General features: G+C 42.9%; 10 protein-coding genes. 4 read left to right on the forward strand and 6 right to left on the reverse strand.

The genetic code is table 11. From position 1 onward, the window contains the following. Positions 1–528, reverse strand: a complete 528-nt coding sequence (locus tag HEQ19_01650; GenBank protein WYL98418.1) for a DUF2085 domain-containing protein — start codon at positions 526–528, stop codon at positions 1–3. Between the two features lie 42 nt (positions 529–570). Beyond that, a complete protein-coding gene (locus HEQ19_01655; GenBank protein ID WYL98419.1) occupies positions 571–2,682 on the reverse strand; it encodes a TIGR00300 family protein in 2,112 nt (703 codons plus the stop codon). Between the two features lie 460 nt (positions 2,683–3,142). Between HEQ19_01655 and gntT the strand changes: the two genes are divergently transcribed. The 3 genes from gntT to HEQ19_01670 all read left to right on the forward strand — a co-directional run bounded on the left by gntT (position 3,143) and on the right by HEQ19_01670 (position 6,474). Continuing rightward, positions 3,143–4,501 carry a guanitoxin biosynthesis MATE family efflux transporter GntT gene (gene gntT / locus HEQ19_01660; protein WYL98420.2) on the forward strand — a complete coding sequence of 453 codons (1,359 nt, stop codon included), beginning with the start codon at positions 3,143–3,145 and terminating at the stop codon, positions 4,499–4,501. Between the two features lie 929 nt (positions 4,502–5,430). Beyond that, the gene (locus HEQ19_01665) at positions 5,431–5,658 is read left to right on the forward strand and encodes a cation-transporting P-type ATPase (protein WYL98421.1); all 228 of its coding nucleotides are present in this window, start codon (positions 5,431–5,433) and stop codon (positions 5,656–5,658) included. A gap of 255 nt (positions 5,659–5,913) precedes the next feature. Then, positions 5,914–6,474, forward strand: coding sequence for a cation transporting ATPase C-terminal domain-containing protein (locus tag HEQ19_01670; GenBank protein WZI67089.1), 561 nt, complete (start codon positions 5,914–5,916; stop codon positions 6,472–6,474). Between the two features lie 322 nt (positions 6,475–6,796). On the opposite strand, the gene HEQ19_01675 is transcribed toward HEQ19_01670, so the two are convergent. The 4 genes from HEQ19_01675 to HEQ19_01690 all read right to left on the reverse strand — a co-directional run bounded on the left by HEQ19_01675 (position 6,797) and on the right by HEQ19_01690 (position 11,810). Continuing rightward, positions 6,797–7,087: a DUF5132 domain-containing protein gene (locus HEQ19_01675; protein WYL98422.1), complete on the reverse strand. Its 291-nt coding sequence runs from the start codon at positions 7,085–7,087 to the stop codon at positions 6,797–6,799. A 463-nt stretch (positions 7,088–7,550) separates the two neighbouring features. Then, positions 7,551–8,366, reverse strand: coding sequence for a phosphate ABC transporter ATP-binding protein PstB (pstB, locus tag HEQ19_01680; GenBank protein ID WYL98423.1), 816 nt, complete (start codon positions 8,364–8,366; stop codon positions 7,551–7,553). A gap of 18 nt (positions 8,367–8,384) precedes the next feature. Beyond that, positions 8,385–11,120 carry a cation-translocating P-type ATPase gene (locus tag HEQ19_01685; protein ID WYL98424.1) on the reverse strand — a complete coding sequence of 912 codons (2,736 nt, stop codon included), beginning with the start codon at positions 11,118–11,120 and terminating at the stop codon, positions 8,385–8,387. 345 nt (positions 11,121–11,465) lie between these two features. Continuing rightward, the gene (locus HEQ19_01690; GenBank protein WYL98425.1) at positions 11,466–11,810 is read right to left on the reverse strand and encodes a hypothetical protein; all 345 of its coding nucleotides are present in this window, start codon (positions 11,808–11,810) and stop codon (positions 11,466–11,468) included. A 445-nt stretch (positions 11,811–12,255) separates the two neighbouring features. Between HEQ19_01690 and HEQ19_01695 the strand changes: the two genes are divergently transcribed. Continuing rightward, the gene (locus HEQ19_01695) at positions 12,256–12,792 is read left to right on the forward strand and encodes a type IV pilin-like G/H family protein (GenBank protein ID WYL98426.1); all 537 of its coding nucleotides are present in this window, start codon (positions 12,256–12,258) and stop codon (positions 12,790–12,792) included. Positions 12,793–12,878: the final 86 nt, after the last annotated feature.

The following is a 12,878-nucleotide window of genomic DNA, read 5'->3' on the forward strand; positions in this document are numbered from 1 at the left end:
TCAGTTTTTATTAGCTAATAACCTGGCTGATTTTATCTTCACTTCATGCAAAATCGGCATAGTAAACAACCCCCAAGCCAAACCCGTAATCAACCCAAAAGGCGTAACCAAATAATTATTAAAACTCCACAAATCGAAAACCTGCGCCGCCAACTCCAAAGGATAAGCCATCATCAAAACACTAGCCAGCGCCGCACCACTCCAACCATATTGACTCAACCAATAAAAACCATTACCCTCAGTCACTGCAAACAGTAAGCGCGTGAGTAATAAACCCGTCACCGTACCATAACAGCGCATACACACAGCCATAATAAAAGGCGGAGCCAAATCTAACCCCATATCCGGTTGCGGACACACATGATTCCCCAAGAAATAAATAATGTCCGCAATACCCGGAAGCAAAAACACACCAGAAGCAGCCAGAAAGGGAGCAACTGGCGGGCCAAAAACCATACCCACCAGCAGAAAATCAGCAATAAAACTCACCCAATTAACCTGCAAATCTCTCCTCAAAGCCACTCTCATCCCCCCCTCTGGGCGCCTTTGCGCCTCTGCGTGATACCTCTTTTAACCTACATTAGCAACATAGGGACTTGTCAACTTATCGAGCTGCTGAGTTAACAGACTCAAGAACAACCCCACATCTGTCACCACACCGACCGATTCTATCGAACCGCGATCGCTTAACTTAGTCACCACAGCAGGATTAATATCCACACAGACCATTTTCACCCCAGCCGGAGTCATATTACCCACCCCAATCGAGTGCAGCATGGATGAGAGCATCAAAATCATATCCGCACCTTCGAGGACTTTGGCATATTCCTCCTGGGCTTGAATCAAATTCATTTCGGTATCAGGTAAAGGACCATCATCCCGAATCGAACCAGCCAGGACAAAAGGTATATGATGACGTACACACTCATACATCACACCACTAGGAATCATCCCCGCCTCCACAGCCTTGGCGATGCTACCATAACGGCGGATGGTATTAATTACCTTTAGGTGATGGCGATGTCCACCACGGACAGCGACACCGCGCTTCATATCCACACCCAGGGAGGTGCCCATAATATTTTGCTCGATGTCATGGACGGCGATCGCATTTCCGCCCAGCAATCCTTGTACATAGCCTTCGCGAATCAGGCGTGATAGATGTTCGCCGCCGCCAGTGTGAATCACCACCGGACCTGCTGTGACAACTAATTTACCACCAGTATCCCTAATTTTACGTAATTCCCAAGCCACTTGCTCCACGACTATTTCCACGCGGCGCTCACTGGAAACCCCCGACGACATAAAGCTAAATTCCTGAGAATTGCGTTGTTCGCGGGATTCAGTTTTGCGGATGGTGCGGATACCCTGGACATCTACGACTACCCGCTCACCAACTGCTAAATCACGTAAAATTTTACACCGCGCAAATAGCCCATTCGGGGTTTGGGAAATGGCGATCGCCCCATCCATGCGCTGATTGTGTACCTTCACCCACTGACCATTAATCCTTACTTCTGTGGGATAAATGGTACTCACATAGAAATCATCGGGAGCCACACCATCTTGGATCACAGGCTCTAGTTTGACATCCCGCTCATCTTGGGGCAAGTCTACTGCACCCAAATCAATCAATTGCGAGATGATTTCTTCCATCACCTCATGGGATGGCGCTGATACCTTAACTTCAGCGGCTGAGGTACTTTGGCGCTGTTCTCCCAAGTTGAAATTTAGGACTTGGAAACTTCCCCCAGTGTCTACAATCAAATCCAAAGCACGGTTAATCAAACCAGAGTCCAGCAGGTGTCCTTCCAGGCGAATAATCCGGCTTTCTACCGAGACATTCGCATGGACTTCTTCCCTAACTGGTTCCGTCACCCGCAGCGTGAGACATTTAGCCGCACCCCCAGCTTTGAGAAATTCCGTCAGCGGTGTTTCGATAACTTGGAAACCCACATTTGCAAGGCGGGTTTTCAAAGTATCACTCGCCTTGTTCATAATCACGATGTGTTCCACATTCACCGCATTACAGGCGAAGTTTACCGCATCGGCTTCTTCAATTGCAATCCGCTTTTCTGGTGTGACGCGCATTTCAATTAAGCGGTTGGAATAGGAATCAAAAGCGCCGGGATAGTACAGTAAATAGCCGTTTGCTAGCGGACAAAAGCAGGTATCTAGGTGATAGAAGCGCTCATCCATCAATCGCAGAGACAGGACTTCAATATCTAGCCATTTGGCTAGATAGGGGTGGGAATCTAATTCTGAACGGAAGCCATATCCAGCCCATAACCAACGTCCCTCCCGATCTAGCAGTGCGTCCCCTGCGCCTTCAAAAGGTAAGTCTTTCGGTAGAACATTGACTGTGTAACCATTTTCTTCAAACCATTGTTGGAAATACGGCTCTTCTCCCTGCCGTTCCTTGTGTAAAAAGCGACTCAATACTACACTATTCCCTAGTACCAAACCAGCATTGGCGGTAAACACCATATCCGGCCAACCTTTTTGGGGTGGTACTAAATCAACAATTGCGTGTTCTTTGAGGACGTGATAAAGTTTCTGCCACTGTTCAACAGCGCGATCGCGTGACGATTTGTGAATATTCCCTTCCATCCAGGGATTAATTACATAGTCCACATCGTAGTGGTCAGGGGCACACATCAAAAAGCGAATCCGGGAAGTCATAAAAATTTTACGAGCGTTTTAGATGCTACAAGCCTAATTTGAATACAGATTTCTGTTTCAATTTTCTGTAAAATATGATACTAAACCTTTATCTTTGATAGTTAAAGGTAGCACAAAGGCTTCGCTTTTCATTCTATTACCCGCAGTACAACATTGACACTCAGCAGCAAGAAGATGTTGCCTATCCTTTGTTCCTTGGTTCTGGTGAACTGTCACACAAAGAATTTTGGACGTTTCCAGATTTGGGATTAGGGATGGCACTTTCCAGCCTAGGCCTTGCCATTAGACATTCCCTTGTTTTTGGATAAGAACTATCCTTTAAGGGATAAAATCCGAAAGAACCGATTTTAATAGTGGGTGTGCGGAATATCGGTTGAAAGATTACAATAACCTAGGACTTACGCAACTGTGATATTTTTTTCGTGGAGTAATATCCTAGCAATTCTTCCATAGGGCATATATGACATTTGTGATTTGGGACCGTTACAAATTCTTGCCTCGCTTCTACAAGCTAGCAAGCGTTAGTATGTTTTCTAATATGATGATACCCCTAGCGGGTCTGGTTGACATTGCCTTTTTGGGACATCTAGCAGATATTCGTCACTTGACTGGAGTGATTCTGGGAACTATTCTGTTTGACTACCTTTATCGTGTATTGAAGTTTCTGCGCTCAAGTACTAACGCACTCACAGCACAAGGTGTAGGCGCTGATGATTCTAAAGCCGTCTTATTGGCGGGACTACGAAGCGGCTTAATGGCACTAAGTATTGGTTTACTGATGTTGCTGCTGCAATACCCGCTGCAAAAAATAGGATTTACCATCCTCAGTGGTTCCCCAGAGATTGAAGCCTCTGGGGTTGATTATTTTTACGCCCGGATTTGGGGTGCCCCGGCTGTATTGCTTAACTTTGTGCTGATGGGTTGGTTTCTAGGGCGAGAAATGAATGGCGTAGTGCTATTGATGTCTATTATTGGTAATGGTTCTAATGTGCTACTAGACTATTTAATGATTGTCAGATGGGGCTGGGAAAGCATGGGAGCCGGACTAGCAACAGCTATAAGTCAGTATTTGGCACTAGTAACTGGTTTGATCGGGGTATGCTTCAGTATTTCCTGGAAAGTATTACCAGATGCATTGCTAGAGGTTTTTGATTGGGCTGCCTTGAGAGACACCATTGCACTTAAAGGTAATATTCTAATACGATTTTTAGCCCTAATATCCACCTACGCTATCTTCACAAACTTGAGTGCAGCAATGGGAACAATTGTCTTAGCAGAAAACGGGTTGCTGCTTCAAATTGCTCTTTTGAGTCAGTTTACAATTCAAGGTGTGGGGATGACAACCCAAACATTGACAGGAAACTTTTACGCTAAAAAGTCTAAAGAACAGATGATACCGTTGCTCGTTGTCTCTGTATTCACTAGTTTGCTAGTGGCAATGGCTTTCGCTGTAGTATCTGTTGTATTCCCAGATGCTGTATTTGGGCTATTGACTAGTCATGCAGAAGTCAACCAACATATCACTAGCTATAATATTTGGTTATTACCTCTGTTAGGATTGACTGCTATTGCCTTCATGCTGGAAGGATACTTCATCGGGTTAAAAGAAGGAGTAGTGCTTCGTAATGCTGTTCTCCTCGCTTTTGGATTAGGTTTTCTACCACTAGCAATAACAGCGTGGTATCTCCACAATAACCACCTGCTGTGGATATCTCTTGTATCTTATATGGCAACTATCATCTTAGTACTGGGGTTACAACTACCCCGAACTTTGGATAGCGAAAATCGCCAGAATCAGGAATTACTTCCCAGTGCTTGAATCATAGAACCTCGCTCTAAGTGGGAAACTCAGTGGCTTTAGCCCGCTCGTGGGAAACGACTCGGCGAACGCCACTTGCTACAACTTTGGGAACCAAAGCAACGCAGTGGCTCCTTTAGTCGCTGTGGTTTTCTGATATGCTTAAGAAGCAAGTAGGGCAACTTCAACGTGTTGAACCATTCCTAGTTCGGTGAAATCCCGGCTACTTAGTACACCTATTAAAGGCAACACAAAAAGACTTGTAATGTCAGGATGGTGAGCGTACCGGATTGGCAAAGTGATAGACTCCCAAAGCAATTTAACAAAAAAAGTAAGCGCAATTGCAATACCTTTGGGTAGTTGTTTTGAGCGTCTAGGGGGATACTTGACTATCCCTTTTAAGCAAGTCTTAAAGAATCTCAGTGTCTTTAGACCTGAGAGTGTCAAACATCGGCTCTTCCGTACTTAGCGTGCTGAATTTATTAAATAATCAGCTTGAAACCCTTGCAGAGCTAAGATAATAGCCATTATTTTCTGTATTTTATATCATATTGCTAAAAATTAAATTATGAACGCCTGTAAGCCTTACTTTTAAAGCAAATTTATAAACTTTAATTAATAATTAAGCACGCTAAGTACGCAAGAACCGATTAGACATGGCTTTCACTGATTTGGTTTGAGAGATTTATCTATCTTAAGACTTAGCCACTCGTGACGAAAAATAAGCCTTTGTGATTACTTATCTTTCTTCATAATGACATAAAGTTGTGGTTTTTGTGTAAGTCGTGTCTGTCAAAAGTTAACAGACCTAATCCTATGGGGAGATATTCGATTCAGATAATTATTTATTGTGAATAAAAAAGCTACCTAAAGTAGGTTGGATTAACAAGCGGATTATAGCAAAGTAAATTATTGAACCGTTATTTTCATAAATGTTTACGCTATCAGTTATGAAAAATTTTACCCAAATATTAAATCTAAAACAAACATCTAACACCACACCTAGTAAATCTATAGAAGTATCAGCCCACTTGATAGATGTAGCTTACAGTGATGTAGAAACTGTACTGAAAACCCTCAATACCAGTTTAGAAGGATTAAGTGAGATTCAGTCTTCTGGCAGATTACAAAAATACGGATTTAATGAAGTTGCGGCTCTTCCGTACTTAGCGTGCTAAATTTATTAAATAATCAGCTTGAAACCCTTACTGAGATACGGTAATAGCCATTATTTCCTGTATTTTTGGTCATATTGCTGAAAATTAAATTATGAACGCCTGTAAGTCTTACTTTTAAAGCAAATTTATAGACTTTAACTAATAATTAAGCACGCTAAGTACGCAAGAACCGTAATTGAAGGACGTAAAACCTTCGCCAACATCGTCAAATATATCAAAATGGGTACTAGCTCCAATTTTGGGAATATGTTTAGTATGTTGGGTGCAAGTGCCATACTGCCATTTTTGCCCATGCAACCAGTGCAAATTTTAGTAAATAATTTGCTCTACGATTTTTCCCAAACAGGAATTCCCTTCGATAATGTTGACAAAGAATATCTAGCCAAACCGCGTAAATGGCAGATTAATGATATTCAAAAATTCATGCTATTCATTGGTCCGATTAGTTCAATTTTTGACTATACGACCTATGCTTTAATGTGGTTTATTTTTGGAGCTAATACTGTAGATAAGCAAGCATTGTTTCAAACAGGTTGGTTTGTCGAAAGCCTGATGACTCAAACTTTGATTGTCCATATTATTCGGACAGCTAAAATTCCATTGATTCAAAGCTGGCCTGCTTTGTCAACACTGTTAGTAACTCTGACTATTATGGCGGTAGGTCTTTATCTTCCTTTTTCACCCATTGGCTCAACTTTAGGGTTCGTACCCTTGCCATCAAGTTACTTCCCTTGGTTAGTGTTAATTCTATCGAGTTATTGTGTGTTGACGCAATTTGTGAAGACTTGGTTTATCAACAAATATGGCTATAACTAATACCGTTTCACTTTAAGTATGATACAAATACGTTCGTAGGGGCACGGCAATGCTCGCCTCTATATGTATCAGAGTTTTGCTGAAATGGTATAAGCAGAATATATCACAATACGGTTCAGTTAAGGAAAATTGTAGGTTGAGTTGAGGAACGAAACCCAACAAACCCGCCAAATGTTGGGTTTCGCAAAGCCTCAACCCAACCTACGTGGGCAAGGTTTTTGGCTCTAACTGAACCGTATTGGAATATATCAACCAAAAAAGGGATAGATATCTTATCCATCCCTCAAGCAACTTTTATCATTTTGATTTTGTCGCATGGAAACTAGTTAACTCCCCCTTCCATTGGAGTAGTTTCCATATCGCTTGTGTGTTCCTCAGCAAGTTCGGCCTTAGCTTCAGCAACAATATCCTCAAATGTCTCACCAACTTCTGCGATTACTCCTTTACCCTTTTCATAAAGCACAATTCCACCTTTGATAGTTGCTTTAGTCAAAGATTTGCTAATACCTCCCATCGCTGGGATGATAACAGGTAAAAGGACTATTGCAGCAATTCCAGGTACACCAAGACCTTCAACTACTTCTTCCAACTCTGGTATTATTTTCAGTGACATATTATTTTTGATTCCTCGTTTATTACATCTTTATTATATCGTCTTAAAGTTAAATAGATAGCAAATAAAAAAAAGGTTGGAGCGTTTTAGGGTAATACAAATTCAAAAAATATTTGCAACACATCGATAATCTGTAGGGGCGCAAGTCCCTGCGCCCCTACCCTATCTGTCCTACTCTTTTTTCAAATTGGTATAACTACGAACAATCCATCAAAATTAAGGCGATAAACTACTAACCAGTAGGCTTTTTTTGCACTGACTTAGTTAATTAAATACTATTGTAATCAATACTGCTCGGTTAAGAAAAATTGTAGGTTGGGTTGAACGTTCGCGTAGCGTCCCGTAGGGAAGTGAAACCCAACAAAATCCCGGAAATGTTGGGTTTCGTTCCTCAACCCAACCTACAAAATTTAAATTTTTTTTTTGGGCTTAACAGAGGAGTATTGCTATTGTAATAGTCGTTTCAGCCAAAACGACCATTAACATATTCGTGGGTGACATGATTTTTTGGTTGTTGAAAAATCACAGTAGAGTAGTCATATTCCACCAGTTCTCCAGTTTGGCTTCCTTCTTGCATTTCTAGGTTAAAGAATGCTGTCATTTGTGAAACTCTTACTGCCTGCTGCATATTATGGGTGACAATCACAATTGTGCAGTGTTCCTTTAGCTGTCGCATCAATTCTTCAATCTGACTAGTGGTAATGGGGTCAAGAGCAGAACAGGGTTCATCCATTAGTATTACCTCCGGTTGTATAGCTAGTACTCGCGCAATACATAATCTTTGCTGTTGTCCACCAGAGAGGGTCAAAGCGCTTTCTCTTAATTTATCTTTCACTTCATCCCAAAGAGCAGCTTGACGTAATGACCGCTCTACCAATTCATCTAAATCCCCTCGTAATTTCTGAATGCGAGGACCAAAAGCAATATTGCTGTAGATAGACTTAGGAAAGGGATTCGGCTTTTGGAAGACCATGCTAATGTATCGACGAACTACCACCGCATCTTCTCGAGGATGATAAATATTACGACCTTTAAACAGGATTTGACCATCTAGGCGAGTCTCAGGAATCATGTCATTTAAACGATTAAAACAACGAAGTAAGGTACTTTTACCACAGCCGGAAGGACCAATAAACGCCGTAATCTGGTTTTTGTATATGGGGAGATCAATATTACGTAAAGCTAAGGCTTTTCCATAATAAAAACCCCTAACTTGTGCGTGTAAGATTGCATCTTGATTAACAGTAGAGGTAGTTGTAGATGTTGAAGAATTAATCATAATGAGCGTCCTGCAACTTCACTCTATGGATTGGGGTTGAGGTTGACGATTCCACCGCTTTTGTAGCTCTATAGCCCAGAAAACTAGGCTACTTAGAGCAAAACTAAGGATTAAATCTGTAAATGATAGGGTGACTGTGATAAACAGCCTTTGTAACCAAGGTACATAAATGACCGCCAGTTGTAATCCCAGAGTGAGGATAACTGCTGCCAATAGTGCTTTATTAGACAGTAGACCAATGCGAAACAGTGAGTCTTGCTCAGAGCGAATCGCTAAGGCATTACCCATTTGTGAGAGAGTTAGGACGGTAAATAGCATTGTTTGCCAGGCTGGGTGGTTGATGCGCCAATACCAATAACCAGTACCAAGAGATACAAACCCCATTAGTAAACCTACCCAAATAATGTCCCGCCCCATTCCCCGGACAAAGATATTTTCGTTGGGGTTGTAGGGCGATCGCCTCATGATGCCCCTTTCTGCTGGTTCTAGGCTCAAGGCTAAGGCTGGTAAACCATCAGTAGTCAGGTTAATCCAGAGAATCTGGAGTGGTAATAATGGCAATGGCATACCCAAAAAGGGCGCTAGCAGCATTACCCACATTTCTCCAGAATTGCTGCTCAAGAGGTATTTAATGAACTTGCGGATGTTGTCATAAATCACCCGTCCTTCTTTCACGGCAGCAACGATGGTAGCAAAGTTGTCATCTAGCAGCACCATATCCGCTGCCTCTTTTGCCACGTCAGTACCCCTAATGCCCATAGCCACACCAATGTCAGCGGCCTTCAAGGCAGGTGCATCATTGACGCCATCGCCGGTCATGGCGACAATTTGCCCCCGCTTTTGCAGAGCTTGTACGATGTCAAATTTTTGCTTTGGTGAAACCCTGGCATAAACTGATACAGTTTCCAGTTGCTGTTCTAATTCCTCACCAGACAGACGAGCCAAATCCTCACCAGTTAAAATTTGGTGGTCAATAGCAATACCTAACTCACGAGCGATGTGCTGAGATGTCAAAGGATGGTCGCCGGTGATCATTACCGGACGGATACCAGCCGTTTTACAAGTTAACACGGCTTCCCGCGCTTGGGGTCGCGCTGGATCATTCATCCCTACTAAACCGATGAAAGTCAGGTCTTGCTCTAGGTTTCCAGGGGTGGCTTCCAATCGAAATGCAACACCCAAAACACGTAAACCATTGTTGGTTAACTGGTTGTAGGTTGCCAAAATCCGTTTGTGCCACTTCTTGTTTAAAGGCTCAGTTCGCCCATTTACCCACACATCAGAACAAATATCCAAGAGTTTCTCCACTGTGCCCTTGGTAAAAGCAAGGTCGGATAATTTTCCATTACCTTGGTTCCAGTGCCAAACTGTCTCTAGCGCTAGGGGGATTTGGGATAAATCTACAGGGAATTGGTGTACAGTAGTCATCCGTTGTCGCTGTGAATCGTAGGGAATCTCAGCCACACGGGGAAGAGTCTGTTCCAATTCAGGTTTCCAAAGTCCCTGAAGAGCAGCGGCGCCTACCAAAGCACCCTCCGTAGGGTCGCCTACGACATGGAAGGAGAGCGGCTCATCTGAGTCAGCCTCTAACTGAGCATCATTGCAGAGAGTGCTAGCAGCCAATAGTAGAGACAGCGCCGGCGGCTGACTGAGTAGAGATGGTGTTTCTGCAGATGGTGTATAAGAACGTAGGGGTGCAGTTAGATCTAATCTAGACCCTGCTACATCTAACACTGAAACAGTCATGCGATTCTCAGTTAAGGTGCCAGTCTTACCGGAGCAAATCACCGTCACCGATCCCAGAGTTTCGACAGCTGGTAGTTTGCGAATCAGAACCCGACGTTTGAGCAGCTGCTGTGCCCCCAAAGCTAAAGCAATAGTTACTACCGCTGGTAATCCTTCGGGTAAAGCTGCTACTACTAGGGTAATTGCGGTTAAGAACATTAACTTAATATCCTCTCCCCTGAGCAGTCCCAAAACAAAGATGAGGGCTACAAGGACTAAAGATGCGATCGCCAACATCTTTCCCAGCTGATCTAGTCGTCGTTGTAGTGGGGTTGCTTCTGACTCCACCGTTTGGATCATGGTAGCGATGCGGCCAAACTCCGTTTTCATGCCGGTTTCGGTAACTACAGCCAGCGAGCGCCCATAGGTGATGTCCGTTCCCATATAAACCATGTTATACCTAGCACCCAGAGGCAAATCATCTAAAGCCAGTGCTTTTGGGTCCTTATCTACCGATTCTGATTCACCTGTGAGGGCTGCTTCCTGTGTCCGTAGGTGCAGGCTATCTAGCAAGCGACAGTCTGCGGGTACTAAATCCCCAGCCTCCAGTTCCACAATATCCCCTGGTACAAGTTGACGAGCCGAGATTTCTGTTACACACCCACTGCGACGGACTTTGACTGTCGGTATTGATAGCTTTTTGAGAGTAGCGATCGCCTTTTGTGCCCGGTACTCTTGGTTGAAACCCAACAAAGCGATTAACACAACAATGGCGATGATACCGATAGCATCGTTGTAGTCTCCCAAGATAGCCGAGACAATAGCAGCAACAATCAGAATTATCACCAAAGTATCAGTCAATTGTTCCCACAGGATTACCCAAGGTTTTTTGAGATCCTGTTCAATCAATTGATTATAACCATGCAATCTCAGACGATGATTTGCCTGCTCTTGGCTCAGACCTTCTGACATATCGCTGCCTAATTCTTGCAGCACTTCTGGATAATTTAGTTGATACCAATTACTCATAAAATACCTCTTTAGATTGAGGTAGTAATTTAGCCCAAATGCTTAATGGTTCAGGCACATGCCAAGGTATATATAGGACTAATTTTGATTTTTGAAATATACGTAGGATGGGCATTGCCTAACCTACAGATACTATAGATAATATTAGGCTTAAATCAAAAGCTAATGTATATACATATTTATAGATTTTTTACGCAACTAGCAATAGGAAAGCTCGTAGGGGCGCAAGGCCTTGCGCCCCAGACGCGAGGCCTTACGCCCCAGACGCGAGGATTTTAGATTAACAATTTTGGATTTTATCGGCACACAAACAGCAGGGATAAAGCGAAAAATAAGCGAAAAAATTCACATCTCAGGTAGGGGTATAGTTATAGTCATGACATTTTTCGGCGAAGTTCTTGTAGATGGGTCAATAGGACCCAGACGCGGTAATTTACTGGCGTGTTGAGGAAGGTAGAACGGGTTTAAATCAATTCCACCGGACCCTCCCATCATTGGAGTTGGGCTATACCCTCCCCCAGATGGGATTGAGTTGCTGTCCCCTACGGTAGTTCCTGGAATTTCCGGCGTCAGGATTCTTCCACCGGATACTTGCTCAGATCTACCATCGCTAAGTTCTTCCACTAGCACTGGTGTAGCGCTCTCAACTTGAATGTTGGTGGAGTTTGTGGCTTTATTGGTGGCGAACATTTTTTGTTAGTCCATTTTTATAAACGAAATACCGAAAACCTTTAGGCCTTAGCGGTTTTTGTCGTCAAACATAATTTAATTAAACTATCACCACAAAATTTCAACACCTACCCCCGGACTGGGGGAAACTTCAGGCTAGAAACAACCTTGATGTTGGGTTGGGTTGGGTTTGGGTTATATAGCAACCGCCAAAGTGCTTAGGACATTAACTGATGATAAAACCTAGACACAATCAGACTTGTAACCCAGTCCCCAGTCCCCAGTCCCCTGCTATATGTGGAATTTTAGACGCAAAAATTCTAGATTTTTCCACCCCATCCGCCCATCTCCCCATTTGCGCCAAAAATTTTTTTACTAGAGTGATATGAAAATGATCTGCGGTGGGTAAGTTAAATGCAGAAGACAACGCAAAACTTTTATATTCCAGATTTTTCAGGAGAAACCCATGCTGAAGCCAGAATTACAAGCGAAATTCATCCAACACCTCAACAATCGCAAGAACAAAACTGAAGAAGGTTTTACTCTTATTGAATTGCTTGTAGTCGTAATTATTATTGGTGTACTTGCTGCTATTGCATTACCTTCACTATTAGGTCAAGTAAACAAAGCCAAGCAGTCAGAAGCTAGAAACTACTTAGGTACAGTTAACCGTTCTCAACAAGCCTATTTCTTGGAATATCAAAAGTTTGCCACTGGACTGTCTGAATTACAAGTAGGGGTTAAGAGTCAAACTGATAATTACAAATACGAAGTCACCGCTGGTTTATCATCTGTTGGTGCATTTACAGGCACACCCGTAAAAAATGCACTGAAAGCTTATTATGGTGTTGTAGGTACGACTACAGCCAATACAGCCACCTCTGAGTCACTAACTTTAGCCATTGCTTGTGAGTCAGCCGGTCCTACTACAACTCCACCAGTCCCCACTGACACTAGTAGCTTCACTGCTTGCGAGAATAGTTATGTCTCTTTATCTAGGTAATAAAAACCAACATTACTGCCTTTGTAACAGTCATATCTAGTCATATTTATATCAAAATGAGTGGTCTATAGACTGCTCATTTTCGC

The organism is Gloeotrichia echinulata CP02, assembly GCA_038087035.1.
Classification (GTDB): Bacteria; Cyanobacteriota; Cyanobacteriia; order Cyanobacteriales; family Nostocaceae; genus Gloeotrichia; species Gloeotrichia echinulata.

Coding starts and splice junctions, on each gene's coding strand:
- HEQ19_01650 (WYL98418.1), bottom strand. CDS start 528: ATGAGAGTGGCTTTGAGGAGAGATTTGCAGGTTAATTGGGTGAGTTTT.
- HEQ19_01655 (WYL98419.1), bottom strand. CDS start 2,682: ATGACTTCCCGGATTCGCTTTTTGATGTGTGCCCCTGACCACTACGAT.
- gntT (WYL98420.2), top strand. CDS start 3,143: ATGACATTTGTGATTTGGGACCGTTACAAATTCTTGCCTCGCTTCTAC.
- HEQ19_01665 (WYL98421.1), top strand. CDS start 5,431: ATGAAAAATTTTACCCAAATATTAAATCTAAAACAAACATCTAACACC.
- HEQ19_01670 (WZI67089.1), top strand. CDS start 5,914: ATGTTGGGTGCAAGTGCCATACTGCCATTTTTGCCCATGCAACCAGTG.
- HEQ19_01675 (WYL98422.1), bottom strand. CDS start 7,087: ATGTCACTGAAAATAATACCAGAGTTGGAAGAAGTAGTTGAAGGTCTT.
- pstB (WYL98423.1), bottom strand. CDS start 8,366: ATGATTAATTCTTCAACATCTACAACTACCTCTACTGTTAATCAAGAT.
- HEQ19_01685 (WYL98424.1), bottom strand. CDS start 11,120: ATGAGTAATTGGTATCAACTAAATTATCCAGAAGTGCTGCAAGAATTA.
- HEQ19_01690 (WYL98425.1), bottom strand. CDS start 11,810: ATGTTCGCCACCAATAAAGCCACAAACTCCACCAACATTCAAGTTGAG.
- HEQ19_01695 (WYL98426.1), top strand. CDS start 12,256: ATGCTGAAGCCAGAATTACAAGCGAAATTCATCCAACACCTCAACAAT.